Raw genomic sequence first — 26,511 nt, 5'->3', positions numbered from 1 at the left:
GCCCGGGACCTGCGGAGCTGAGGGGCCTGAGGCCTGACAACGGAAGATCTGATCCCAGTGGGCCAGCATTTCCCCGTGGGAGTATGCCTGATCCGGCCGCGGATAACGCCGTCATCTTGCACAAAATCCGCTGAAAATTGACCGCCCAGGTTGTGCGGATCACCAACTATCCATCATCGATGGACAGCTGAAGTCCCAGGTACAGCTCCACCAGGCCGGTGAAGCGGTGAGGAGAGATGCCGGTGATGTCGTGGATCCGATCGAGACGATAACGCAAGGTATTGCGGTGTATATGCAGCGCGTCGGCACAGCGACTCAGATTGCCCTGGTGCTTGATCAGGCTGTTCAGCGTCTTGAGCAAGCGCCCGCCGCTGTCGTTCTGGTGAATCAGGTCAATCGCAGAGCGAAGCTCATGCCCTTGCCACCCATCCGCCAAGGGCGACAGCAGCACCGGCAGGTGAAGGTCATCGTAGTAGTAGGTCGTTCGCTGCGGGTAGTGCTGCTTGCCGACCTGCAACACCTGCTGGGCACTTTCCACCGACAGGTGCAGGTCCTGGGGGGCATCGAAGGCCCGCCCTACGGCGACCCTGACATCGTCGATGCCATGCCCCCGCAGTCGTTCCAGCAGGTCATTGATCCGCCGCTGTTCATCTGCCATGCCCTCCGCGCCGCCGGACGCCCTGCCGCGCCCCCGATTCATCATCGGCCGTGGCTGCTCTGTCGAGCTCTCACCCCTCGAGCACTGACCCCTCGAGGACCGGTCTGACACAGGCTTGGAGCTAAGCGGCTTGAGGACGAGGATACGGTGCGACGACACCAGCGACACCAGGTTATCCCGCTGAGGTGTAGCCAGCAGCTCCATCAAGCGCTGCATATCGGTCAGGCGCGACGTGGGACTAGCGCGATCCAGCTCAATCAAAACCGCCACCCGAGGCACTCTTACATCAATGCCTAGGCGCTCGGCCCAATCCAGCAACTGGTCGGGAGCAAGCTCATTGTTGATCCAGGAAAGGATAAACCCTTCGCGGTGGCGCTTGGCCCATTCCAGTCGCGCCAGCATATCGGCTTGCTCCACCAGCATTTCAGCCGCGACCTTGACCAGTCGCGCAGACTGGCGGACCCGTTCCGGCTGGCCCGTGATGCCCAGCACACCGACCGTTTTGCCGGCACACTCCAGCAACAGGTTGATGCCAGGGCGCGCGCCCTTGAAGGCCGCCACGTCGGCATCACCGATCTCGAGCGCATTGCCACGTTTCAACGCCAGCACCGCTCCATCATGCAGCGTCCCCAGCCGAGCGGCATCGCCACTGGCGATGATGACCCCGCGTGCATCCATCACATTGATGTTGGCATCGAGGATATCCTGGGTCTTGTCGATGATCTGCTGTGCGAGCTCAGCGCTCAGAATCATGGGGCCACCTGCCACCGTTGGCGAAGAGCCTCCATCTTCTCCGGCGCTTTAGCGAGCTGCAAGCCAGGTGTAAACGCTCAATGGGGGGCAACCAGTCCCCCTTCGTCGTTCAAGCCCATCAGGTGGGCATGGATGGCCTGATACACGGATGGCAGTACGATCTCACGCTGGCCCAGCAGCTCCGTGACCAGGGAAGCCAGTCCGGGCAGGCCGCCTTCACGGGCCTTGAGCCGCGCCATACGGGCGCAGGTCTCGGGACAGGCGTCTTCCGGCAATCTCAGCCCAAGAGCCACCAGGCGATCTCGAAAATCACGGCCATCCACCAGCTCGGCAATCATCATGTTCGCGCCCTCTTCTTCATCAGCTCGGCCACGGAAGCGAGGCATCCGGAGTGGATCGCAACAGCACAGGGTCCGCTCTCGCCGCCCAGACCCAGTACGAGCCCTCAGCCCTCAGCCCCAACAAGACCCTAGGACTCTACGGTATCAGCGACAGGCTCGGCGCGGGTCAGACGACACGCTGCATACTTGAACTCCGGAATCTTGCCGTAGGGGTCGAGCGCCGGGTTGGTCAACAGGTTCACCGCTGCTTCAACATAGCAGAAGGGCACGAAGACCATGCCGTCCGGCATACCGTCATCAAGCCGGGCCACCAAGGTGATGGCACCCCGCCGGGTGGAGATCGTCAGCCGCTCACCTGGTTGCATGCCCAGGCGTGCAAGCTCTCCCGCCGACAGGCTGGCCACCGCTTCGGGCTCGAGCTCATCAAGGACACTGGCTCGTCGGGTCATGGACCCGGTATGCCAGTGTTCGAGCTGACGCCCGGTAGACAGCACCGTCGGGTAGTCATGGTCGACAGGCTCGTCGGGGGGCATAGGTAGCGCCGGAGAGAACGTTGCCTTGCCATTGGCCGTAGGGAAGGCGTCAGAGAACACCACATCGGCACCTTCGGCGTCCGGTGCCGAGCAGGGATAGGTGACCGCCCCTTCCTGTTCGAGGCGCTCCCAGCTGATGTTATCGAACGAGGCCATGCCCTTCTGCATCTCGGCGAAGACGTCACGGGGGTGCTGATACTGCCAGTCGAGCCCGAAACGTCGCGCCATTTCCTGAATGATCCACCAGTCCGGTCGGGCATCTCCTGGCAATGGCAGTGCCTGACGCCCCAACTGCACCTGGCGATTGGTGTTGGTCACGCTGCCGTCCTTTTCCGGCCAGCTCGAGGCCGGCAGGATGACGTCGGCGAACTGAGCGGTCTCGGTCACGAACAGGTCCTGCACGACCAGGTGCTCCAGGCGGGCCAGCGCTCCCCTGGCATGAGCCAGATCCGGGTCGGACATGGCCGGGTTCTCGCCCAGGATGTACATGCCACGAATAGTACCGGCGTGAATGGCATCCATGATCTCGACCACGGTGAGGCCCGGCTCGGGATCAAGGCCGCTGCTGTCCAGGCCCCACAATTCCTCGAAGGATGCCCGTACCTGAGCATCCGAGACCGGCTGATAGTCGGGAAGGACCATGGGAATCATGCCCGCATCAGAAGCCCCCTGAACATTATTCTGGCCACGCAAGGGGTGCAGTCCGGTACCTGGACGGCCGGTGTGGCCACACGCCAGCGCCAGGGAAATCAGGCAGCGCGCATTGTCGGTGCCGTGGGTATGCTGGGAGATCCCCATGCCCCAGAAGATCATGGCCCGCTCGGCGCTGGCATACTCCCTTGCCGCCGCCCGTATCTCCTCGGCGGGAACCCCGCACAGGTCCGCGACCGACTCCGGTGTCTGGCCTCGCACGGCATTGGCCAGCCGCTCGAAGCCCTCGGTATGGTCGCGAATATAGTCCTCGTCGAACAGCGCTTCCTCGATGATGACCTGCAGAATGGCATTGAACAGGGAAACGTCGGCACCGGGGGTAAACCGCAGCACCCGGTGGGCATGCGCACCCATGGCCTGACCACGGGGGTCGATAATGATAAACCGGGTACCGCGCTGGGCGGCCTGCTTGAAGAAGGTGGCCGCCACCGGATGATTGACCGCTGGATTGCAGCCGGTAAGGATCACCACATCCGCCTGCAGCGCCTGCATGAAGGAGGCCGTTACCGCACCAGAACCGATACATTCCATCAGGGCCGCAACGGAGCTTGCATGACACAGGCGCGTGCAGTGATCGACATTGTTGCTGCCGAAACCAAGACGCACCAGCTTCTGGAACAGCCAGGCTTCTTCATTGGAGCACTTGGCGCTCCCGAAGCCCGCCAGCGCCCGCGGACCGTGGCTTGCCTTCAATTGCGTCAGGCCACCCGCCGCCAGGGCCAGCGCCTCTTCCCAGGACGCTTCGCGGAAATGGGTCAGCGGATTGGCGGGATCAAACGCCAGGTCCAGCCCCTTGGGCACGCCCTCACGGCGTATCAAGGGGCGCGTCAGGCGCGATGGGTGACGCGGATAATCAAAGCCGAAGCGCCCCTTCACGCATAGCCGCCCCTGATTGGCCGGCCCGTCACGCCCCTCGACAAAGGCGATGGCATCGTCCTTGATGTGGTAGGTCAGCTGACAGCCAACGCCACAGTAAGGGCAGACCGAGTCGACCTGGCGATCGATATTGGCACGACTGCCCCTGCCGTGGTCGTCGACCATGGTCGCGGGCATCAGGGCACCGGTAGGACACGCCTGGACACACTCACCGCACCCCACGCAGCTGCTGTCGCCCATGGCGTCGTCAAGGTCGAACACGACCTTGCTGGCAGCCCCACGATGGGCCATGCCAATGACATCGTTGACCTGTACTTCTCGACACGCCCGAACACACAGGTTGCAGGTGATACAGGCATCCAGATTGACGGTCATGGCCGGATGACTGGCATCGTGACCCGCCGCCCCTTTAGCTGGCGTCATCGGTGATGTGGGAGGTGAGACAAGGTGCCGCCCTTCGGCCCCATCGCATCGGCCAGGCGGGGTCGGTAAGTGCTCACCGGGGAGGCGATAGTCAGGGGCGTGTCGCACCACATCGCGGCGCCTGCGCGGATAGCGCGCCCGCGCCTGGGTAGCGTCCACCGCCAGCCGCTCGGCCATGTTCCACAGCTGACTCGAGCGATCAGGGCTGTCTTCCTGGGCGGGCTGATCGCTGAGCAGCAGCTCCAGCACCCCTTCCCGCGCCAGGCGGGAACGCTCCGAGGTGAGGCTCTTTACCACCATGCCTGGGCGTGCCTCGCGCAGGCAGCTGGCGGCGAGTACTCGCTCACCTTCAATTTCCACCATGCAGGCACGGCAATTGCCATCAGCGCGGTAGCCGGGGGCCTCCTTGAAACACAGATGGGGGATCGTTTCACCGGCGCGCTTGGCCACCTGCCAGACAGTCTCGCCTGGGTAGGCGCTCACTTCGGCGCCGTCCAGCGTCAGCAGAAAGGCCTCTGGCAGCGCCTCGTCCGCGGCGGTGGAAGCGCCCGCGGTCTTGGTGACCTTGGTCATGATGTGGCTCCTTCCGCTGCGTCGCTGACAATGATGTCATGGCGGGAGAGGTCATCGCGGAAATGCCGCAGCAAGCTCAGCACGGGATTGGGGGCAGCCTGCCCGAGCCCGCAGATGGAGGCGTCCTGCATGATGCGCGAAAGACGTTGCAGGTCTTCCACCACCCAGTGCTTGCGCTCCAGCAGGCTCAGCATCTTCTCGCTGCCTACCCGACAGGGCGTGCACTGGCCGCAGGACTCATCGGCGAAAAACGCCAGCAGGTTCACGGCGACGGCGCGCAGGTCATCCTGATCGGACAGCACGATGATCGCCGCAGAGCCGATAAAGCAGCCTTCTGCCTGAAGGGTATCGAAGTCCAGGGGAAGGTCCGCCTTGGACGCGGGCAGGATGCCGCCTGAAGCGCCCCCTGGCAGGTAGCCGGCCAGCCGGTGACCGTCAGCCATGCCGCCGCCGAATTCCTCGATCAGTTCGTTCAGGCTGATCCCGGCGGGAGCCAGATAGACGCCGGGACGACGCACCCGTCCTGACAGCGAGAAGCTCCTCAATCCGCTGCGCTGGCGTCGTCCTTCCCGCGCGTACAGCGCCGCCCCTTCACGCCACAGCACCGGTATCCAGTAGAGCGTTTCGACGTTGTTGACCAGGGTCGGTCGACCGAACAAGCCCTGCTGGGCGACCAGCGGCGGACGGTGGCGCGGCTTGCCGGGCTTGCCTTCCAGGGATTCGATCATGGCCGACTCTTCGCCACAGATGTAGGCACCGGCCCCTCGGCGCAGTATCACCTGCCCAGGGTTGATCAACCCCTGGTCCTCGAGTTCAGCGATGGCCTCGCGCAGCACCCGATGCGCCCCCGGGTACTCGTCGCGCAGATAGATATAGACACCTTCCGCCTGAACCGCCCAGCAGGCCACCAGGGCGCCTTCCAGCATCTGGTGCGGGGCTCGCTCCAGGTAGTAGCGATCCTTGAAGGTGCCGGGCTCGCCTTCATCGGCATTGACGGCACACCAGCGAGGTCCGGGCTGTTCGCGCACGGTGCGCCACTTGCGGTGTGTCGGGAAACCGGCACCCCCCAGCCCGCGCAGGCCTGAGCGCTCAAGCAGCGTGGCCAGGTCCTCGAAATCGACCTGCCCCGCCTGGCATCCCTTGAGCAGCTCGTAGCCCCCTTCCTGCTGGTAGCTGGCCAGGGTCTGCCACACCACCGCCTCTGGGTGGGTACGCCCGGTATCCAGCAACACTTCCACCGCTTCCACGCTGGCATGCCCCAGATGATGATGCCCTACTTCCACTACCGGGGACTGATCGCAGCGACCCATGCAGGGAGCACGGGTCACGCGCACCTGTGCGGGATCCAGGCCGTCCGCCAGTGCATCAGCGAGCCGCTGTGAGCCCGCCAACTGACAGGAAAGCGAGTCGCACACTCGAACGGTCAAGGCAGCAGGCGCTGGCTCATCGTCGTGCACCACGTCGAAGTGGGCATAGAAGGTGGCTGTTTCATACACGGCCGCCATGGGCAGCGACATGTAGCTGGCCAGCGCTCTCAGCCACTCCAGCGCAAGATAGCCATTGGCATCCTGAATCGCGTGGAGGTGCTCGATCAACAGCTGTCGCTGGCGCAGCAGGGGTTGCTGACGCTCGTCCCCGAGCAGATGGCGCAGTGCTTCCAGCACCGAGGGAGTGGTCTGGCGCCCCTTGAGCGTCTTGCGGGTTCGCCTGGCAGGACTGGCGGTCACGGTTTCTGCGGTCATTGTTTGACTCTATTTATGTGGCGTTAAGGTCACCTGGTGACATGCTGGCACCAGCGGCTCTCAGCGTCCATTACCTTGTCGCGCATTAGTGACAGCTGCGCGACTAACCACACCTTCGGCATCAAGAAAGTCAAGAATCGCCGTCGCGCCCTCTGTGGCGGACACCTGCTCGAGTACCCGCCCGCTGCCCGACTCTGCCTTTGCCGCAGCTGCCTTGAACCGTTCGCGCGCATTGGCCGAGGTGACGATCTTCAGCCGCTTCGGCCTTGGCGTGGCAGGCATCAAGGGCCAGGTCGCGCCGGCGGGGTCTATCGGCGGCTCTGCACCGCTGTCGAGCTGCAACAGCTGCCCTCGCCGGGCCGGGCCGAAAGCGCTCTGGCGAGGCGCTGGTGCCGCTGCCTCGACCCCGAGAATGGCCGGGAGCCTGACCGCGATGCGCCGACGCTGCCCCCTTGGCAGGGCCTGCAGCACGACGGCCTGGGCCACGCCGGACGATATGGGCTCGATGGCCTCGATCGCGACCACCCCTGGCACCCAGCGCCAGTCCAGACGCTCGGCCAGGGCGATCGGCAACAGACCACTGCCCTCCCCCTGCTCGGCGTGCATGCCACACAGCACCAGTCGTGCGTCGGCGTCGACGGGTGCCCGCAACGCCTCATGCAATGGTGCAAGGGCATCCCCTGCTGCCGCCATATGCATCCAGCGAATGGAAGGTAGCCCCATGCCCAGATAGGCGCGCAGTGCTGTTTCGGTATCCTGTTCCGCCGGGCCAGCGTGCCAACAGGACAGGGTGGTATTGCCAGGCTTGCCCTTGTGCTGGAAGGTCAGCGCCATCTCCAGCGCACGCGCGTCCAGATCGGCCCTTCGAGGGCGCTGAGTCAGGCCATGACGGCCCAGCGACAGCAGCACGTCCAGGCATATCGACGCCGGCTCTACAGCTGCCGGGGCTCGCGGTTCAAGCGACATGGCGGCTCTCCTTGATACGGTCGGAAAGAAGCGAAGGCATGTCGGGGCTCTCGGTAGGGTCTGTCGGCGACGGTGCCTCTGGTCCCTCCCCCAGCTGCTGCCGGCTGTCCCTTTGTTCGACCAAGGAGGGTTCGACCAGGGAGACCAGCTCGGCCAGGATCGCATCGCCGTCACCGATCACCGAGAGGTCCGCACGCTTGACCATGTCGCAACCGCCATCAGAGTTGATGGCGATCACCTTCTCGCAGCGCTGAATTCCCTGCAGATGTTGAATCGCACCGCTGATGCCGACGGCCAGATAGACGCGGGCACTGACGAAGGTACCCGTGGCGCCCACCTGACGCTCTCGCGGCATATGCCCTTCATCCACCGCGACCCGCGAGGCGCCTTCGCTGGCCCCTAGCACCCTGGCCGCATGATGGAAGCCGTCCCAGTCACCGACGCCGTTTCCACCCGCAAGAATAAAGGGTGCCTCGGCCAGGGCAATCGCCGCCGGATCCACCGCCACGGCACCGAGATCTTGCATCGGCAGCGGTGCCTCCGGGTGATCGCAGGACGTTCGAGACAGCGGCCATTCACGGGCTTCGTGCCGGGTCGCCGTCACCGGCTCCGCGCATTGTGCGGCAGCCACCACCACACGCGGCAGCGGACGCGCCAGGTCCTGGCGGCCCGAGCCCGAGCGGCATAGGCAGGACCAGCCGCTGTCACTGGCGTCATCCGGCTCCACGCGCCACAGCCCGCAGGCAGGCCGCTCGCCCAGACGTACCGCCAGGCGGCGGCCCAGGTCTCCGCCCTCCAGGGTAGCGTCCGGGAACAGCCAGTGCCGCGGTGACAGCGCCCGGTCCGCCGCCAGACAGGCTGCAAGGCGATCCTCAGGGGAATATCCCGGCGCTACTGGCAGCACGATGACCCGATCTGCTCCGGCCTCGGCCAGCGCATCGTGCAGGGCGCTTTCGAGGGTTGCCGACGGCGATGGCAGCAACAACAGCGCCGTCACGGCAAGCGAGCTGCCGTCGATGTCAGCCCTTTCATCGGTCCTGTCATCGGCCCTGTCATCAGCCCTCTCATCAGCCCTCTCATCAGCCAGTCGTCGGGCCAGGCCAAACACGTCGCGGTCGTGTTCGCTCAACCGACCTGAGGCGAGATCCGGCACCACGGCAATGACCCCCGCGGGATCGGCCACTACCACGTCGCGACGCTGATCTCGCTGCGTTGCTGTTCGACCCTGTTGTGGTCCGGCGGCGCCGACCAGAGCACCACTGCGATCAATCCGCCGCCGTCCATTGGGCCCCATGACGCCGACAAGGTGGGGATCGCGGCGCATGCGTCCGTTGGGCCCCATCCAGGATGCCTGGCCCTCACCGCCTTGACCGAGGGCCGCCAGCACGGCGAGATGCTCCGGGTGACGTCGATTGCGAGCAATCCCTTCCAGCCTGGGATCTCGGCGGCGGCGAACATCGTGTTGCTGATGCTGGGACGTCGAATGAACATCACTCATTGGCTTGCCTCCTCGACGAGTCGACCAGGATGCCCCGTCTGGCGGGGCCGCCGCCGAGGACCTGTGGCGGTCGACGATGCCTCGGACACCGATTGCTCTAACACCAAGGCCTCAGCCACCAGTTCGGCGATGTCCCGAACCTCCGCCTGGCGATCCACCACCCCCTCCAGCATCACCGTACACTGGGGGCAGCCCACCGCTACCACATCGGCCTCTACCTCGGCCACGTCGGCCATGCGCATGTCGGGAATCCGCCGTTCACCAGGGATATCGGTGACCGGGGCTCCCCCTCCTCCTCCGCAACAACGCGAGCGAAAGCCAGAACGCGCCATCTCGGTCAGCTCGATGCCCAGGACAGCCAGCACCCGCCTCGGCGCATCAAACTCACCGTTGTAGCGCCCCAGGTAGCAAGGATCATGGTAGGTCACACGGGACCGCGGGCGTGGCGCTATCTTGAGCCTTCCCTGCTGCAACAGCTCATCCAGGAAGGTGCTGTGATGACGCACGCAATAGTGGCCGCCAAAGGCTGCGTATTCGTTGCCAAGAACATGAAAGCTGTGAGGGTCACAGGTGACGATGGTCTGGAAGCCATAGCGCGACAGCGTTGCCACATTGTCCCTGGCCAGGCGTTGGAAGGTGGCCTCATCGCCGAGCCGTCGCGCCACATCGCCGCTGTCACGTTCTTCATCCCCCAGCACCGCAAAATCCACCTGGGACGCCCGCAGGATCTTCACCAAGGCTCGCAAGGTTCGCTGGTTACGCATATCGAAGGCTCCATCACCGAGCCACAGCAGAACGTCTACCTGCCCCAGTTCACGCATCAGCGGCAAGTTCAGGTCTGCCGCCCAGTGCATCCGCGAGTCCGGCGCGAAGCCCCCGGGATTGTCCGTCGCGATCAGGTTGTCGAGCACCGCCGCCCCCTTGCCCGGCGTGGCGCCATGTTCCAGGGTCAAATGGCGACGCATGTCGACGATGGCATCGACGTGCTCGATCATCATTGGGCACTCCTCCACGCAGGCCCGGCAGGTCGTACAGGACCACAGTGTGTCCGCATCGACCAGCGCCCCGCCCGAGGTCACGACCATCGGGCCGCCAGGCTGGCCACGGTGCTCACCAAGCGGCTTGCCCGGATAGGGCGAGCCATGAAAGCCTGCGTCGCTGCCGCCGGTCATGCCAAGCACCATGTCCTGGATCAGTTTCTTGGGGTTGAGTGGCTGTCCCGCCGCGAACGCCGGACACACTGCCTCGCAGCGACCGCATTGCACGCAGGCATCGAAGCCCAGACGCTGATTCCAGGTGAAGTCCTCCGACGTTTCCACCCCGAGCGGAGCATCAGGGTCGTCAAGATCAAGCGGCTTTAGCCCCGTCGACCGCGGCGATACACCGTCGCGATCGCTCTGCCGGGTCGAGAAGCGTTCGGCACGCCGATGCCACGCCAGGTGCAGTGCGCCGGCAAAGGCATGTTTCATCGGACCGCCCCAGGTCATGCCGAGAAACATCTCGCTAAGCCCCAGCGCCAGCCCAGCCAGCAGCACCAGTGCCAGCGTCCCGCCGAGCACCCCCGTGAGCCACGCCGCAGGCAGCCAAGTGACCATCAGCATGATCAGAGACAGGCCTGCCACGCTGGCGGCAAATACCGTCAGACTCCTTGGCAGTCGCTGCCAGGGGCCGCGGGATAGCCGCGACGGCGGACGTCGACGGCGCCTGGCTACCCGCCGGGCACCGCCCAGCATGACCAGACTCATCACCAGCATCAGCCCTGTCAGTAACGTCTCTCCACCCTCGGGCAGGGGCGCCAGGGTCACCAGCAGCAATAAGCCTGCAGCAGCGACAAACCCGCCTGCGGTAGCCACATGGGTATGAGCAAACGCCTTGTCTCGCGCCACCACATGATGCAGGTCCACCAGGTAGCGACGGGGCATGGCAGCAAGTCCCCCGAGCCATGGCACTGGCGACGGACGACCACGGCGCCACAGCAAAAAGCGCCTGGCGGCCCCCACCAGCGCCAGCAGCAGAGCAGCAAGCACCAGCCCCGTCAGGGAACCGTAAAGAAGCGTCGCGGACATGGGTGGCCTCCTGAACAATGTGGTGACGAAAAGCGGTGGTGAAGAAAGGCGGTGATGAAGGGCGGCGAAGAAAGACGCTGAGGAAGGGAAGCGCCAGAGAGGCAGCGACATGGCGACAGAGACAGGGGCGAGGACCCGCCGACGGCCTCTGCCGAGGTGCCGCCTACACGTCCTTGCACAGGCGGAGCGCATCATAGATGGCGGCATGCACGTTGCGCGGGGCGACCCCATCCCCCAGCCGGAACAGCACGTATCCACCCTTGTGCTCGTCGGCCTCCAACTCCGCCAGACACGGCTGGGGCTGGGCGGCATACAGCGCATCCAGGTCCACCTGTCCACGGTTCAAGGAAGCGGCCTTCATCGCCAGGTACAGGGTTTCGTCGGGCCGTACCCCGTTTTCCACCACGATCTGATCGACTACCCGCTCTTCCTGCACACCGCTGTACTCGTTCTCCAGCACCGCGATCAGGTTGCTGCCCTCTCGGTACACCTCATGGAGCATCATGTCCGACGTCATGATGACCTCCTTTTCATAGAGACTGCGGTAATAGGTAGGAAAGGTGGTTCCCCCAACGGCGGCCCCCGGCTTGATGTCATCGGTGACGATCTCGACCTTGGCGCCCTTGTCGGCCAGGAAATCTGCCGCGGACACCCCGGCGAATTCGCAGATACTGTCGAACACCAGCACGTTCTTGCCCGGGGCCACCTTGCCTGACAGAACGTCCCAGGTGCTGACGATCAGGCTTTCCTCGGCATCCGCGGAAAACCCCCAGGCCGGATACTGGTCGAGGAACGGTCTTCCCCCGGTCGCCAGCACCACCAGATTCGGGCGCAGATCGTCGATGGTGGCAACGTCGGCGCGGGTTCCCAGACGCAGGTCGACCTTGAGGCGTGCCAGCTCGAGCTGATACCAGCGAGTGATGCCAGCGATCTGATCCCGCGCAGGTGCCTTGGCCGCAAGGGTGATCTGGCCACCGAGGCTGTCGGAGGCTTCAAACAGGGTCACCTGATGGCCTCGCTCGGCCAGTACCCTGGCGGACTCCATGCCTCCGGGGCCTCCTCCCACCACGACCGCGCGCCGTGTCGGTCCCTCGCTCGGCGTGATGATGTGCGGCAATCCCATGTATTCCCGCGAGGTCGCGGCATTCTGGATGCACAGCACATCGAGCCCCTGGTACTGACGATCGATGCAGTAGTTGGCCCCGACGCACTGGCGTATCTGGTCCACCGCTCCCATCTTGATCTTGGCGATCAGGTGGGGGTCGGCAATGTGTGCTCGGGTCATGCCCACCATGTCCACATACCCACCCTCGAGAATGCGATTGGCCTGGGTCGGGTCCTTGATGTTCTGGGCGTGTATGACGGGCACGCTGACCACTTCCTTGATGCCCGCCGCCAGGTGCAGGAACGGCTCCGGTGGATAGGACATGTTGGGGATGACATTGGCCAAGGAGTTGTGGGTATCACAGCCAGACCCCACCACGCCAAAGAAGTCCACCTGGCCCGTGGCGTCATAGAAGGCGGCGATGGCCTTCATGTCATCGTGAGTGAGACCGTCGGGATGAAACTCGTCGCCGCAGATGCGCATGCCCACCACGAAGTCGTCGCCGACCTCGGCGCGCACGGCCTTCAGCACCTCGAGACCGAACCGCATGCGCCCTTCAAAGCTCCCCCCCCATTCGTCCTCACGCTTATTGACCCTGGGACTCCAGAACTGATCGATCAGGTGCTGGTGCACGGCGGACAGTTCGACACCATCGAGGCCGCCCTGCTTGGCGCGACGAGCCGCCTGAGCAAAGTCACCGATGATGCGCCAGATTTCCTCCTCCTCGATGGTCTTGCAGGTGGAGCGATGGACCGGTTCGCGGATACCCGAGGGGGACACCAGGGTGGACCAGTGATGGCCATCCCAGCGGGAGCGGCGCCCCATGTGCGTGATCTGGATCATGATCTTGCCGCCGTGGCGATGGACCGCCTCGGCCAGGTTCTGGAAGTGCGGAATGATCCGGTCAGTGGACAGGTTGACCGAGCTCCACCAGGCCTGTGGACTATCGATCGAAACGACAGAAGATCCGCCGCAGATACACAGGCCGCAGCCCCCTTTTGCCTTCTCTTCGTAGTAGCGCACATAGCGCTCGGTGGTCATCCCACCCTCGGTCGCATAGACCTCGGCGTGGGCAGTGCTGACCACCCGATTACGAATGGTCTGGCGGCCGATGGTGATCGGCTGAAAGATCGCGTCGAAGGCCATGAGAAGGCTCCTCTGCCTGAACGAGGACGACAGGGGTGGCGTACCCGATGGACACCTTGCCTGTGCGTTCTGTGGGAGATGTGGCGTGATGCCCAACCAGCGGGTTTCGCGACGGGAGCGGGCCCGCCTGGCGCCCCGCTCGGTCAGTCTCGACGAGGCTCTGGCCTCACCTCGAAACGACCGACGTCGCAACCCGGTTCGGCGGCGCTCTGGGTCTGTTCGGCACGGGTACGCAGGGGGGATCCCGACGCTGCCAGAATCTGGTCCATGGCGCCGGCAAACCAGCCGGTGAACATGTAGTCGACCCGAGTTCCGGTCTTGCCCAGCTGCAACACAAAGGCACTGTGCTCCAGTCGCACCGTGGCGCTGCCTTCGGTCAGCGCTATGGCTTCAGTGACAAAGCGTCCCCAGCCACGCTGGGACAGGCGACTCATGTAGTGCTGAAAGACCGCCTCACCGCTCAACCCATGCAGCTCGGCTTCCTTCTCGCACCAGTGCCAGGCGCTCTTGTAGCCGGCGTGGTACAGGATGTCGGCATAGGCCTCGACCCCAAGGGCCTGTTCCACCGCCATGTGGTTGTTGATAAAAAAGTGGCGCGGCACGTAGAGCATCGGCAGGGCGTCGGTGGTCCAGACCCCGGTATCGGCGTCTACCTCGATAGGCAGCTCGGGAGCGATGGTCGTCACGGTAAAGTCCTCGGCAGCGGTCAGTGGTGTGGTCTTGTAGCTGTCGTTGTGGTTTTCGTTGTGGTGTTAGCTGTGGTGTTCGTTGTCGTTGTCGTCCGCAGTGACGATGGGGCGGGGAGGTCTACTCTCCCCAGACATCTGCCAGTACCCGCACCCAGTTCTCGCCCATGACCTTGCGCACCTGGGTCTCGCTCAGCCCATGGCGCAGCAGCGCCTCGGTAAGGTTGCCGAACTCGCCGATGGTGCGAATCCCCTTGGGATTGATGATCTCGCCGAAGGAGGTCAGACGACGGGCGTACCCCTTGTCGTGGGTCAGCCACTCGAAGAAGGCCTGATCTTGCCCCTGGGTAAAGTCGGTGCCGATGCCGATGGCATCTTCACCCACGATGTTCATGACGTAGAGAATGGCTTCGACGTAGTCATCGACGGTGGCATTCACCCCCGCCCGCAGAAACGGCGTGAACATGGTGACACCGACAAAGCCGCCGTGATCGGCGATGAAACGCAGCTCTTCATCGGACTTGTTGCGCGGGTGCTCCTTGAGGCCCGACGGCAGACAGTGGGAATAACACACCGGCTTGTTCGAGGCTTCGATGACTTCACGGGAGGTGTTGGCCCCGACGTGGGACAGGTCGCACATGATCCCGACGCGATTCATCTCGGCGACGGTTTCGTGCCCAAAGCCGGACAGTCCGCCGTCCCGCTCGTAGCAGCCGGTTCCGACCAGGTTCTGGGTGTTGTAGCAAAGCTGGACGATACCGACGCCGAGCTGCTTGAAGACCTCGACGTAGCCGATCTGGTCCTCGAAGGCGTGGGCATTCTGAAAACCGAAGATGATGCCCGTGCGGTCCTCCTGCTTGGCCTTGCGAATATCGGCGGTGGTACGTACCGGGCGCACCAGATCGCTGCATTGCTCCATCAAGGTCCGGGTCGCCACGATATTATCCACGGTCACCTGGAATCCTTCCCACACCGAGACCGTACAGTTGGCCGCCGTCAGGCCGCCTCGTCGCATGTCCTCGAGCAGCTCTCGCTGCCACTTGGCAATAATCAGGCCATCGATGACCGTGGCTTCGCGGTGCAGCGAACGAGCGTCAATGGAACGAGTGTCGGATTGCGTCAGGGGGGAATTCATCGCGATAGCCCTTGCCCGGTGGACGAATGGACCGGACTCGAGCCGGCGTCATGGAGGCAGGATAGCGCTGCCGGAAGCGGCCACGACGCCTGATTGCGACGGCAAGAATTCCAAAAGCGTCACGTCATTCCGATAACGACAACAGCCCCCGACGCATGGCGTCAGGGGCTGTGCAGGAAGGATTATCTGGCGGGTTCAGCATGGCGGTCGGGAAAGACGCAAGGACAGGGATTGAGAAGAGGTCTTGAGCAGAGCGCTGACGCCATTAGGCCAGGCACTCCGTGCTTCCCTCACGCCAGTGATTCCCTAGCGCCAGTGATGCCCTAACGCCAGTGATGCCCTAAAGCTTGTCGAGATACCTGAGCCCCAGGTTATTCATCTGGCGCTGAATCCAGGCGGCGCGGTTGGCGGTACGAGGCCCGGGACGAGAGGCGCTGCGTTCGAGGGGATTAGGCAGCACAGCCGCCAGACGGGCAGCTTGCACCGCATTCAGTTGGTCGGCACCGACCCCAAAGTAGTGCTGGCTGGCGGCCTCCAGCCCGAACACGCCGCGATCGAACTCGACGATATTGAGGTAGACCTCAAGGATACGTTCCTTGGGCCACAACAACTCCATCAAGGTGGCGAACCAGGCCTCAAACCCCTTGCGCACCCAGTCACGCCCCGTCCACAGGAACAGGTTCTTGGCGGTCTGTTGGGTAATGGTGCTGGCACCGCGCAGCGATCCCCCGTTTCTGGCGGATTCCACGGCACGTTTCAGCTCCACCAGGTCGAATCCGTTATGCTCGGGGAAACGCTGGTCCTCCGCCGCAATCACCGCCAGCTTGGCGTTGTCCGACAGTTCGTCCCAAGGCCGCCACTGCTGCTGAATGTCCAGCGGTTCCCCCGAAAACCAGGAAGACACCTCTCGCTCCAGCATGACCATGGAGCCAAAGACCGGCACCACACGAAAGAACAGCACCAGCACAACGGACCCCAGCACAAAGGCAAGAGTGGCGCGAAGCAGAAGTCGTAGGATGGGGCGCCACCGGATATGCATGCCTTGAGCTCTGTTGAAGGACGTGCCCGCAGTATATCAAGGCATTGGGCCAGCGCGACAAATGCGGCGCAGGCTGCGGCGACAGCCTGGCCAAGGAGAGCGACAGACCAGCGAGACGAGCCTAGATGACACCCCGCTGGCATGCATCAAGCGTTCTCGGACTCAGGCTCTCTCGTGTTCAGGCTCGCCTGGACTCACCTCTCCTGAACTCACTTCTCTGGGCCTTAACCTATCTTTGACGTGACCCGGAAGCTGCCATAGGTTGGCTCTCCCCGGGCTTCTTCCAGCGCCGACAGGGCGCGGGATACCGGTTCCTGCACCGCTCCCGACACCAGCGGGGGTGCCAGGGTGCCCGCCACGACAGGAGAAAAAGCGCTCCATCCCAGGCGCTCTTCGCGGGGAGGCAGCCCGAAGCACTCGCGGTAGCACTTCGAAAAGTGGGGCGTCGAGACAAACCCGCAGGCGGCGGCGATATCGATGATCGACATTGAGGTCTGCTTGAGCAGTTGCCGAGCCCGGTTGAGGCGCAGCCGCATGTAATAGCGTGAGGGTGAGCAGTGCAGGTTACGCTGGAACAGGCGTTCGAGCTGGCGCCGGGACAGGCTGACATAGCAAGCCAGTTCGTCCAGGTCGATGGGTTCCTCCAGGTTGTTTTCCATCAGGGCCACGATTTCCTGGAGCCTTGGCTGGGCGGTCCCCAGCATATGCTTGAGAGGCACCCGCTGCTGGTCCTGCTCACCACGCACCCGGTCGCACACAAACATGTCGGAAATCCCGGCCGCCAGCTCGCGCCCGTGGTCCCTCCCGATCAGCGTCAGCATCATGTCCAGCGGCGCGGTCCCGCCGGAGGCGGTACAGCGATCCCGGTCCATGGAAAACAGCTTGGACGTCAGGCCGATACAGGGGTACGCCTCTTGCAGGGCCGCCTGACATTCCCAGTGGGTGCTGACCTCATAGCCGTCAAGCAGCCCGGCACGTGCCAGCGCCCAGGCACCGGTACAGATGGAACCAAAACGCTTGAGATGTCGCGCCTGGGACTTCAACCAGCTGACATGGCCCTGGTGCACGTGACGGGTGGGTGCCACCCCACCGCACACCACGACCATATCCAACGACAGGGGGACGCTGAGCGACGAATCCGGGGTGACGGTCAGCCCGTCGCTGGCTTCCAGCGGCGCACCGTCGAGACTCAGTGTGAACCAGCGATAAAGCTCCTGGCCGGACAGCTGATTGGCCATGCGCAATGGCTCGATCGCCGACGCCAGCGAGATCAGGGTGAAGTGTTCCAGCAACAGGAAGCCGATGGTCTGGGGTCCTTCGTGGCCCCCCTGGGATACAGCCCGTCCGGGCTTGTTGGGCAAGCTCATGGTCACCTCCTCGACACGGTCGGTCTGCCCCTCGTCTGATCTGCTCCGCAGAAAGAGGCACCGCCGCGATCCATTATTGTTATGGCGGCATCATCTAGATGTCAGCACCGGCACTGAGCCCCGACATCGAACCCGGTTTTACATGACTTTAGGTCGTACCGACGTGTCATGACATCACAATAATCGCTATCGACATGCCCTTGACCAGTCGTCTGCGACAATGATGTCGCGAATAGCTACGTCAATGTCGCCATGGCGCACAAAAGCGACGATCTCTTCGTCGCATGACGATTTTCGCGACATGCCTGGTTCCCAACGCGACCCCCTCGACCAATGGCGACTTTGCAAGGGGCGTCAATTGCGCCTGGCCATTCTTCGGCCAGATACAACGCGGCCCTCGTCACAGGACGAGGGCCGCGTTGTCCGCGCTCTTTCGCGTGCAGCTTGTCGCTGCTGTCAGCGCTTGGCGTAGAGCTTCTCCGCGTGGTAGCGCAGGTGGTCTTCGATGAAGGTCGCGATGAAGAAGTAGCTGTGATCGTAGCCGGGCTGACGACGCAGGGTCAGCGGATGATCGCGCTCAGCGCAGACGGCCTCCAGGCGCTCCGGGCACAGCTGCTCTTCCAGGAAGTCATCGGCATCCCCCTGATCGATGAACAGGGGCTGGCGGGACGCCCCGCGCGCTACCAGTTCACAGGCGTCGTACTGGGTCCACTTGCTGGTGTCCTCCCCCAGGTAAGCCGTAAAGGCCTTGCGGCCCCAGGGGCACTGGGTCGGATTGACGATAGGCGAGAACGCCGAGACCGAGCGATAGTGGCCGGGCTTGCGTAGCGCCAGAATCAAGGCCCCATGACCGCCCATGGAGTGGCCGCTGATGGACTCACGCCCATTCAATGGGAAGTGCTGGCGTACCACCGACGGCAGCTCCTCGGTCACGTAGTCGTACATCCGATAGTGGGCCTTCCAGGGCTCCTGGGTCGCATTGACGTAGAAGCCGGCACCGGAACCCAGGTCATAGCTGTCGTGCTCGCCAGGCAGGTCCGTGCCTCTCGGGCTGGTGTCCGGGCACAGGATGGCGATACCCAGTTCGGCGGCCAGACGATGCGCACCCGCCTTCTGCATGAAGTTCTCGTCGGTGCAGGTCAGCCCGGACAGCCACCACAGCAGCGGAACCTTCTCGGTCTCGGCCTGGGGTGGCAGGTAGATGGCGAAGGTCATCTCGCAGTCCAGCGCCCGCGAGTGATGACGATAGCGCTTGTGCCAACCGCCGAAGCTGCGGTTGGCGCTGACCAGTTCCAGATGCTCGCTCATGGACATGGCGAATCTCCTTCGACAATGATGCCCCGCCAGGCGGGGCCGTGAATCGACAAGGGCTCGAGCGAACCACAGCATCGCCATGGTGGCTCGAGCGCCTGTGGCAAAGCGCCGCTAGCCCGGCGTCGACCGAGCCAGCAGGCGTGGGCGTCAGTAATGCAGCACGGTACGGATACTCTCGCCCGCATGCAGCAGGTCGAAGGCCTCGTTGATCTTGTCGAAGGCCATGTTATGGGTGATGAAGTCGTCGATGTTGAGCTCGCCGTTCATGTACTGCTCGACGTAGCCAGGCAGCTGGCTGCGCCCCTTGACCCCGCCAAAGGCCGAACCTTTCCAGACACGCCCGGTGACCAGCTGGAACGGACGGGTGGAGATTTCCTGACCGGCTCCGGCCACACCAATGATGATCGACTCGCCCCACCCTTTGTGGCAGCACTCAAGCGCGGAGCGCATGACATTGACGTTGCCGATACATTCAAAGGAGTAGTCGACGCCGCCATCGGTCAAGTCAACGATGACCTGCTGGATGGAGTCGCTGTAGTCCTTGGGATTGACGAAGTCGGTCGCCCCAAACTGCTTGGCCAGCTCGAACTTCTCGGGGTTCACATCGATGGCGATGATACGGCCGGCCTTGGCCATCACCGCGCCCTGGATGACAGCCAGGCCGATGGCGCCCAGACCGAACACGGCAACGGTCGCGCCCGGCTCCACCTTGGCGGTGTTCAGCACCGCACCAATGCCGGTGGTCACGCCGCAACCCAGCAGACAGATCTTGTCCAGCGGTGCCTCCTGGGAGACCTTGGCCAGGGACACTTCAGGCACCACCGTGTATTCGCTGAAGGTCGACGTGCCCATGTAGTGGTAGAGCGGCTTGCCCTCGAAGGAGAAGCGGGTAGTGCCGTCAGGCATCAGGCCCTGGCCCTGTGTGGCACGCACGGAGCTACACAGGTTGGTCTTGCCAGAGCGACAGAACTTGCACTCGCCACACTCAGCGGTGTACAGCGGGATCACGTGATCACCCGGCTTCAGGCTGGTCACGCCCTCGCCCACCTCTTCGACAATACCGGCGCCTTCATGGCCCAGTACCGAGGGGAAGATGCCTTCAGGATCCGCCCCGGACAGGGTGAACGAATCGGTGTGGCAGACACTGGTGGCAACGATACGAACCAGCACTTCCCCCGCCTTGGGACCTTCCACGTCGATCTCTGTCAGGGTTAGCGGCTTGCCGGATTCCAAAGCAATGGCGGCACGTGATTTCATGGCAACATCCTCGAATAACGTCGATTAACGCAATAGGGCGCGTGTCCCCGAGCAGCGATGGTGGCACCAAGTGGCAGTGCCGACACGATATGGCCGGCCGCCACCGCTGACGGTAGTGGCATCAGTCTAGACCTCGCCACGGGCTGGGATAAAGCACGCAGACGACATAACATTGTTGCCATATAGCAATAATGGAGACGACCATGCACCCATGGGCCGGTATCGAAGCGTTCATTGAAGTCGTGCGGCTCTCGTCGTTCGCTGCCGCGGCAAGGCGCCTGGGCGTGTCCAGCTCCCACATCAGCCGCCAGGTCGCAGCGCTCGAAAGTCGCCTCGACACTCCCCTGCTCTACCGCACCACGCGCCAGATCAGCCTGACCGAGGCCGGGCGTCTCTACTACCAGCAATGCGAGGCGCTGGTAGACGGTTTTCGCGAGGCCGATGCGGTCGTAAAAGACTTTGAGGCCCAGCCCCGAGGGGAACTCGCCCTGACCTGCGCGACCACCTTTGGCGAGCGCTACGTGGCCCCGTTGATCAATGACCTGTTGATACAGTACCCGCAGCTGGGGGTACGCCTGCACTTTACCAACCGGCAGGTGGACCTGATCGAGGAAGGCTTTGACATCGGCATACGCATGGGCACCCTGGAAGACAGCACCATGCTGGCGCGCCGACTGGCTGACCGGCGCGAATACGTGGTCGGCTCTCCGGCCTACTTCCAGCGCTTTCCCCAGCCCCATGCCCTATCGGAATTGAAGCACCACCGCTGCCTGCATGGCTCACGTGATCGCTGGCGTTTCGCCGTCGACGGCATACCCCGGGAAGTGTCCATCAAGGGGCCGTGGCAGGGCAATTCAGGTCCGGCCCTGCTGGACGCCGTGCTCAAGGGCGTCGGCCTGGGACAATTGCCGGATTATTACGTCGAGCACCATCTGGCCAAGGGTGAGCTGGTCTCGGTGCTCGACACCTACCGACACAGTGATACCGGCGTCTGGGCCGTCACCCCACACCATCGCCAGCGCTCGCCCAAGGTGCGCGTCGTCATCGACTACCTGGCAGAACACCTGGCCAACCAGCTGCCACCCCGCTATCACAACCGCCGGGAAGTGGACGAGCCAAAGACACAAATCTAAAGTTACCCGCACAATGAAGAAGCCCGGTACTTTTACCGGGCTTCTTTAATGCCAATCATCAATACCAAAGTGCAGCTACTTGAAGTTCTTACGCACCATACGCTGAATCTCACCTACGATCCCGCTTCTAAAACTCAGCACGCAAAGTACGAAGATGGCGCCCAAAATGACGCTGACCCAATTCCCCAGCGGTGACTGCGCCAGCTGAGTCTGCAGGCTGACCACCAGGCCAGCGCCCACCAGCGGGCCAAACAACGTCCCGACACCGCCGACCAGGGTCATCAGAATCACCTCTCCCGACATGTGCCAATGGGCGTCGGTCAGCGATGCCAGCTGAAACACCACTGTCTTGGTCGCGCCAGCAAGCCCGGCAAGTCCTGCCGACAGCACGAAGGCCACCAGCTTGTAGGCGTCCACGTTGTAGCCCAGGGACACCGCCCGCGGTTCGTTCTCGCGAATGGCCTTGAGCACCTGCCCGAAGGGTGAATGCACGGTTCGCTGAATGATGGCGAAGCCGATCACGAAAATCGCCAGCACCACGTAGTACATCGCCAGGTTGTTCGACAGGTCGATCAGTCCGAACAGCATGCCCCGGGGTACACCGTGAAGGCCGTCCTCGCCGCCGGTAAATGGCGCCTGAATGTAGAAAAAGAACATCATCTGCGCCAGCGCCAGCGTTACCATGGCGAAATAGATCCCCTGGCGGCGAATCGCCAAGGCACCAAACAGGGTGCCAAGAATCACCGCAGCGACAGTGCCAACAATGATGCCGAGCTCCGGCGTCAGGCCCGGATAGCTCGACAGCAGGAAGCCCGTCACGTAGCCCCCTGTAGCGAGAAAGGCGGCATGACCGAAGGACAGCAGCCCCGCGAAGCCAAGCAGCAGATTGAAGGCACAGGCGAACAGTGCGAAGCACAGGACCTTCATCAGGAACACCGGATAGGCGAACAGGGGAGCCACCAGCGCCAGTGTCAGCAGCGCCACCAGCAGCATGCCCCTGCGGCGGCGGGCGGCGCGTGCTCTGGCCTTCCCCGCCACCGGGGAAGCCGTTGTCGTCGTTGTGGTCATGTCACGCCTCCTTACCAAACAGGCCAGCAGGCCTGAGCATCAATACCATGATCATCACCAGGAAGATCACGGTATTGGCCGCTTCCGGGTAATACACCTTGGTCAGTCCCTCGATCAGCCCCATGGCGAGACCGGTGAGGATAGCCCCGAGGATGGAGCCCATGCCGCCGATCACCACCACCGCAAAGACCACGATCAGAAGACTCGATCCCATGGTCGGCGACACCGGGTACAGCGGCGCCGCTAGCACGCCGGCAAAGGCCGCCAGCGCAACGCCAAATCCGTAGGTCAGGGTGACCAGCAGCGGCACATTGACGCCGAACGCCTGCATCAGCGCCGGGTTTTCCGTGCCCGCACGCAGGTACGCCCCCAGCCGAGTGCGTTCGATGATGAACCAGGTTCCCAGGCATACCACCAGTGCCGCCACCAGCACCCAGCCACGATAGGTGGGCAGGAACATGAATGGCAGCTTGATGCCACCCGCAAGGGCCTCGGGAACCGGATAGCTGGCCCCAGAAACGCCGAACAGGTTGATCAGGCTACCCTCGAAGATCAGCGCCAGACCGAAGGTCAGCAACAGCCCGTACAGATGATCGAGGTGAGCGATGCGCCGCAGCACGAGTCGTTCCAGCAGAGCGCCGAAGGCACCGACGACCAGTGGTACCAGCAGCAGCGCCAGCCAGTAATTGATGCCCAGATACTGGGCTCCCAGTAGAGCGGCGAAGGCCCCCAGCATGTACTGGGCCCCGTGAGCAAAGTTGACGATTTTCAGAAGGCCGAAGATCACCGCCAAACCAAGGCTCAAAAGTGCGTAGAAGGCGCCGTTGATCAGCCCCAGCATCAGCTGGCCCATGAATACCGCCAACGGTACGCCAAAGATCATGGTCATGAGGACATCCCTCGAGAAGGGGCGGTAGCGAGACCGCCCCGGAATGATTCAGCGCTTCCTGGAAACACCGTGGCATCGTGCCAACTGACACGGTTTAGTTGCTGACCAGCTTGCAGGAGCTTTCCGACAAGGGGCGATAGGCGTCTTCGGCAGGAATGGTTGCCTTGATCTCGTAGAGATCCCACTCACTCTCGGAATCGGCAGGCGCCTTTACCTCAGCCAGATACATGTCATGGACCATGCGTCCGTCTTCGCGAATACGTCCATTGCGGGCAAAGAAGTCATTGATGGGTGTCTCACCCAGCTTGGCGCGCACCGTGGCAGGATCATCGGTACCCGCCGCCTCGACCGCCTCGAGATACTGTGTGGTGCTGGAATAGATGCCCGCCTGAACCATGGTTGGCATCTTGCCGACCCGTTCGAAGTAACGCTCAGCCCATTCGCGGGAGGCGTCGTCCATATCCCAGTACCAGCCGGTCGTCAGCAGCAGTCCCTGGGTGGTTTCCAGACCCATGGCATGTACGTCATTGAGGAAGATCAACAGGCCCGCCAGCTGTTGCCCGGTCTGCGTCAGGCCAAACTGGCTGGCCGTCTTGATCGCGTTGACGGTATCGGAACCGGCATTGGCCAGGCCGACAATCTTGGCCCCAGAGCCTTGGGCCTGAAGGATGTAGGAGGAGAAGTCGCTGGTCGGGAAGGGGTGACGGACGCGATCAACGATGGTGCCACCGTTGTCCGTGACGACCTTCTCGACATCGCTTTCCAGCGCATGACCGAAGGCATAGTCCGCCGTCAGCATGAACCAGCTGTCACCGCCCTGCTCTACCACCGCCTTGGCCGTTCCGTTGGCCAGGGGATAGGTATCGTATACATAGTGAATATGGTTGGGAGTGCAGTGCTCGTTGGTGATGCTGGAAGCCGCAGAGCCTGAAATGATCGCCAGGCCGCCGGCTTCTTCCAGTACCTTGGTCACGGCGATGGAAACCGATGAGGCCACCATGCCGGCGACCAGGTCCACGTTTTCCTGATCGACCCAGCCACGCACGGTGTTAGCGCCCACATCGGCGCTGTTGCGGTCATCGGCATTGAAGATCTCGATAGGTGCATCACCGACGCTTCCACCGAAATCTTCCACCGCCATCTTCATGGCTTCAAGACCACCCGGGCCAGCCAGGTCGCGATAGGTGCCTGACATGTCCGCGAGATAGCCGATACGGATCTCGCCATCGCTGATTCCGTCCTGGGCCAGCGAGGGTGCGGCCATTCCCAGCATACCGGCCACCAGCAAGGTGTTGGCGGCAACGGCACGAGCCAGCGGCAAACGGCGGAAAGAACGGGTCTGTGACATCATGGAAGGCTCCTGGGCCCATGGCCCTTGTTGTTGTTGAATATGTCGCTGTTGAGTATGTTGTTGAACGTGTTGTAGAGCAGGTGCTGAGACGTCGGTACTGGCCGTCCACACAGCGCCGTCCGCGCTGTGTGCACGGGCAGTGGGAACGGCTTCGCGAAGGGATGGGTGACGCGCCTGGCGAATAGCACGCTAGACCCCCAGCAGTGCATTGAGGTCGTCGCGCCGGGCGTCGAGATCGGCGGCTTCGATGGTATCGATGATGCGGCCGTGCTCCATGACGAAGTGGCGATCGGCTAGAGGGGCCGCGAAGCGGAAGTTCTGCTCCACCAGCACGATGGTCATCCCGCGGGATTTCAACGTCACCAGCACCTCGGCAAGCGCCTGATTGATGACAGGAGCCAGCCCCTCGGTAATTTCATCGAGCAACAGAATGTCGGCACCGGTGCGCAGGATGCGCGCCATGGCCAGCATCTGCTGCTCGCCACCGGACAGGCGGGTCCCCTGACTGCGCCGGCGCTCGTAGAGATTCGGAAACATCCCGTAGATATCGTCAAGGCTCATGCCACCGGAGCGTACCGTAGGCGGAAGCAGCAGGTTCTCCTCGACGTCCAGGCTGGCAAAGATACCCCGCTCTTCGGGGCAGTACCCCACGCCAAGGCGCGGTATGTGGTGGGGCTTCATGCCCAGCGTTTCCTGGCCATTGATGACAATGGAACCGCTGCGCGAGCCGACCATGTTCATGATCGTCTTCAGCGTGGTGCTGCGGCCTGCGCCATTGCGCCCCAGCAGCGTCACCAGTTCACCCCGCTTCACCCGCAGGTCGACGCCGTGCAGGATATGTGATTCACCGTAGAAGGCGTTGACGCCCGCCAGGCAGATCGCTTCATCGCTGCTGGTGCTGATCCCATGGGGGGAGCGGGTAGCGTTCATCACAGAGGTCATGTGGTGGCCTCCTCGGCAACGCTGGCTTCGCTGCCCATGTAGGCCTCGCGCACTGCTGGGTCCGCCGAGACGCTGGCATAGTCACCCTCGGCCAGCACAGCGCCCCTGGCCAATACCGTGATGCGGTCGCATAACCGGCTGACAACGCTCAGGTTGTGCTCCACCATCAGCACCGTTCTGCCCGCCGAGACCCGGCGAATCAGCGCGACGATGCGATCCACGTCCTCCGCCCCCATGCCTTGGGTGGGCTCATCCAGCAGCATGACAGTGGGCTCAAGGGCCAGGGTGGTGGCGACCTCCAGCGCTCGCTTGCGGCCGTAGGGCAGTTCCACCGTCAACACATCTGCGACGTCCGCCAGACCGACCTCCTCCAGCAGCTCCATGGCGCGCTGATTCAGCGGCTCCAGCGAACGCTCCGACTTCCAGAAATGAAAAGAGGTACCGAGCTTACGCTGCAAGGCGACTCGTACGTTTTCCAGCGCCGTCATATGGCCAAACACGGCAGAAATCTGAAAGGAACGCACCAGCCCCAAGCGCGCGATTTCATTGGCACGCATGCGGGTGATGGGCTTGCCGCGGTAGAGGATATCGCCCCTGGTAGGCGGCAGAAATTTCGTCAACAGGTTAAAGACCGTGGTCTTGCCCGCTCCATTGGGGCCGATCAGAGCATGAATATGCCCCTCCGTGATCTTCAGATCCACGCCGTCCACGGCGGTAAAGCCTCGAAACGACTTGGTCAGGCCACGGGTCTCTAGCACGTACAGCTGGCTCATGTGGCGTCCTCGCCGGGACCGTAGCCCCTGTCTTGAGGTTGTTGTGGTTGTTCGACTCAGTACTGGAGACGCTTAACTTTACGTTTACGTAAGCTAGAAGAGACGTGCGTCCGACGCAATTCGCCATGCGTTGAACTCGACCAAAGATGTATCCCACCGAATTTCA

At 63.1% G+C, this 26,511-nt stretch carries 20 protein-coding genes; 1 reads left to right on the top strand and 19 read right to left on the bottom strand.

Annotated elements, in window-relative coordinates; translation table 11 throughout:
- Window positions 1-166 precede the first annotated feature (166 nt).
- The 14 genes from KUW18_RS08395 to KUW18_RS08330 form a co-directional block, all read right to left on the bottom strand.
- A complete protein-coding gene (locus tag KUW18_RS08395; protein ID WP_222561164.1) occupies window positions 167-1,411 on the bottom strand; it encodes a sugar diacid recognition domain-containing protein in 1,245 nt (414 codons plus the stop codon).
- Between the two features lie 77 nt (window positions 1,412-1,488).
- Window positions 1,489-1,752, bottom strand: a complete 264-nt coding sequence (locus KUW18_RS08390; protein WP_206941298.1) for a hypothetical protein — start codon at window positions 1,750-1,752, stop codon at window positions 1,489-1,491.
- A 128-nt stretch (window positions 1,753-1,880) separates the two neighbouring features.
- Window positions 1,881-4,868 carry a formate dehydrogenase subunit alpha gene (gene fdhF, locus KUW18_RS08385; protein WP_222561163.1) on the bottom strand — a complete coding sequence of 996 codons (2,988 nt, stop codon included), beginning with the start codon at window positions 4,866-4,868 and terminating at the stop codon, window positions 1,881-1,883.
- Entirely contained in the window at window positions 4,865-6,610 is a 1,746-nt protein-coding gene (locus tag KUW18_RS08380) for an NADH-ubiquinone oxidoreductase-F iron-sulfur binding region domain-containing protein (protein ID WP_222162741.1), read from the bottom strand. Before KUW18_RS08380 ends, fdhF begins: the two co-directional genes overlap by 4 nt.
- Window positions 6,611-6,670: 60 nt before the next feature.
- Window positions 6,671-7,576, bottom strand: a complete 906-nt coding sequence (locus KUW18_RS08375; RefSeq protein ID WP_222561162.1) for an electron transfer flavoprotein subunit beta — start codon at window positions 7,574-7,576, stop codon at window positions 6,671-6,673.
- Window positions 7,566-9,074, bottom strand: a complete 1,509-nt coding sequence (locus tag KUW18_RS08370; protein ID WP_222561161.1) for an electron transfer flavoprotein subunit alpha/FixB family protein — start codon at window positions 9,072-9,074, stop codon at window positions 7,566-7,568. Before KUW18_RS08370 ends, KUW18_RS08375 begins: the two co-directional genes overlap by 11 nt.
- A complete protein-coding gene (locus KUW18_RS08365) occupies window positions 9,071-11,140 on the bottom strand; it encodes a DUF3483 domain-containing protein (RefSeq protein ID WP_222561160.1) in 2,070 nt (689 codons plus the stop codon). The genes KUW18_RS08370 and KUW18_RS08365 overlap by 4 nt, the downstream gene beginning before the upstream one ends.
- Before the next feature lie 163 nt (window positions 11,141-11,303).
- A complete protein-coding gene (locus KUW18_RS08360; protein ID WP_222561159.1) occupies window positions 11,304-13,391 on the bottom strand; it encodes an NADH:flavin oxidoreductase in 2,088 nt (695 codons plus the stop codon).
- 143 nt (window positions 13,392-13,534) lie between these two features.
- On the bottom strand, window positions 13,535-14,077 hold the full coding sequence (locus tag KUW18_RS08355; RefSeq protein WP_222561158.1) for a 4-vinyl reductase: 543 nt from the start codon (window positions 14,075-14,077) through the stop codon (window positions 13,535-13,537).
- Between the two features lie 121 nt (window positions 14,078-14,198).
- Window positions 14,199-15,212: a dipeptidase gene (locus tag KUW18_RS08350; protein WP_222561157.1), complete on the bottom strand. Its 1,014-nt coding sequence runs from the start codon at window positions 15,210-15,212 to the stop codon at window positions 14,199-14,201.
- 340 nt (window positions 15,213-15,552) lie between these two features.
- Complete coding sequence (gene mtgA, locus KUW18_RS08345; RefSeq protein WP_206941308.1) at window positions 15,553-16,251, bottom strand: monofunctional biosynthetic peptidoglycan transglycosylase; 699 nt, start codon at window positions 16,249-16,251, stop codon at window positions 15,553-15,555.
- Between the two features lie 224 nt (window positions 16,252-16,475).
- The gene (locus KUW18_RS08340; protein ID WP_222162734.1) at window positions 16,476-17,618 is read right to left on the bottom strand and encodes a GlxA family transcriptional regulator; all 1,143 of its coding nucleotides are present in this window, start codon (window positions 17,616-17,618) and stop codon (window positions 16,476-16,478) included.
- Between the two features lie 456 nt (window positions 17,619-18,074).
- Window positions 18,075-18,932, bottom strand: a complete 858-nt coding sequence (gene fghA, locus KUW18_RS08335) for an S-formylglutathione hydrolase (RefSeq protein ID WP_206941310.1) — start codon at window positions 18,930-18,932, stop codon at window positions 18,075-18,077.
- Between the two features lie 147 nt (window positions 18,933-19,079).
- Window positions 19,080-20,189 carry an S-(hydroxymethyl)glutathione dehydrogenase/class III alcohol dehydrogenase gene (locus KUW18_RS08330; protein WP_222162732.1) on the bottom strand — a complete coding sequence of 370 codons (1,110 nt, stop codon included), beginning with the start codon at window positions 20,187-20,189 and terminating at the stop codon, window positions 19,080-19,082.
- A 203-nt stretch (window positions 20,190-20,392) separates the two neighbouring features.
- Here KUW18_RS08330 and KUW18_RS08325 point away from each other — a divergent pair, with 203 nt between their 5' ends.
- Window positions 20,393-21,322, top strand: coding sequence for a LysR family transcriptional regulator (locus KUW18_RS08325; RefSeq protein WP_206941312.1), 930 nt, complete (start codon window positions 20,393-20,395; stop codon window positions 21,320-21,322).
- A 75-nt stretch (window positions 21,323-21,397) separates the two neighbouring features.
- Here KUW18_RS08325 and KUW18_RS08320 read toward each other — a convergent pair whose 3' ends face one another.
- From KUW18_RS08320 to KUW18_RS08300, 5 genes are all read right to left on the bottom strand, one after another.
- The gene (locus tag KUW18_RS08320; RefSeq protein ID WP_222484166.1) at window positions 21,398-22,390 is read right to left on the bottom strand and encodes a branched-chain amino acid ABC transporter permease; all 993 of its coding nucleotides are present in this window, start codon (window positions 22,388-22,390) and stop codon (window positions 21,398-21,400) included.
- A 1-nt stretch (window position 22,391) separates the two neighbouring features.
- On the bottom strand, window positions 22,392-23,279 hold the full coding sequence (locus tag KUW18_RS08315; RefSeq protein ID WP_206941315.1) for a branched-chain amino acid ABC transporter permease: 888 nt from the start codon (window positions 23,277-23,279) through the stop codon (window positions 22,392-22,394).
- Window positions 23,280-23,373: 94 nt separating this feature from the next.
- Entirely contained in the window at window positions 23,374-24,552 is a 1,179-nt protein-coding gene (locus KUW18_RS08310; RefSeq protein ID WP_206941793.1) for an ABC transporter substrate-binding protein, read from the bottom strand.
- 267 nt (window positions 24,553-24,819) lie between these two features.
- Complete coding sequence (locus KUW18_RS08305) at window positions 24,820-25,572, bottom strand: ABC transporter ATP-binding protein (protein WP_374107025.1); 753 nt, start codon at window positions 25,570-25,572, stop codon at window positions 24,820-24,822.
- On the bottom strand, window positions 25,569-26,345 hold the full coding sequence (locus KUW18_RS08300) for an ABC transporter ATP-binding protein (RefSeq protein ID WP_222561156.1): 777 nt from the start codon (window positions 26,343-26,345) through the stop codon (window positions 25,569-25,571). The genes KUW18_RS08305 and KUW18_RS08300 overlap by 4 nt, the downstream gene beginning before the upstream one ends.
- Window positions 26,346-26,511 lie beyond the last annotated feature (166 nt).

The organism is Halomonas sp. DP5Y7-2 (assembly GCF_019802025.1).
GTDB lineage: Bacteria > Pseudomonadota > Gammaproteobacteria > Pseudomonadales > Halomonadaceae > Halomonas > Halomonas litopenaei_A.
Note: the sequence above shows the minus strand (reverse complement) of the source record. Positions and strands in the feature narration are given on the sequence as shown.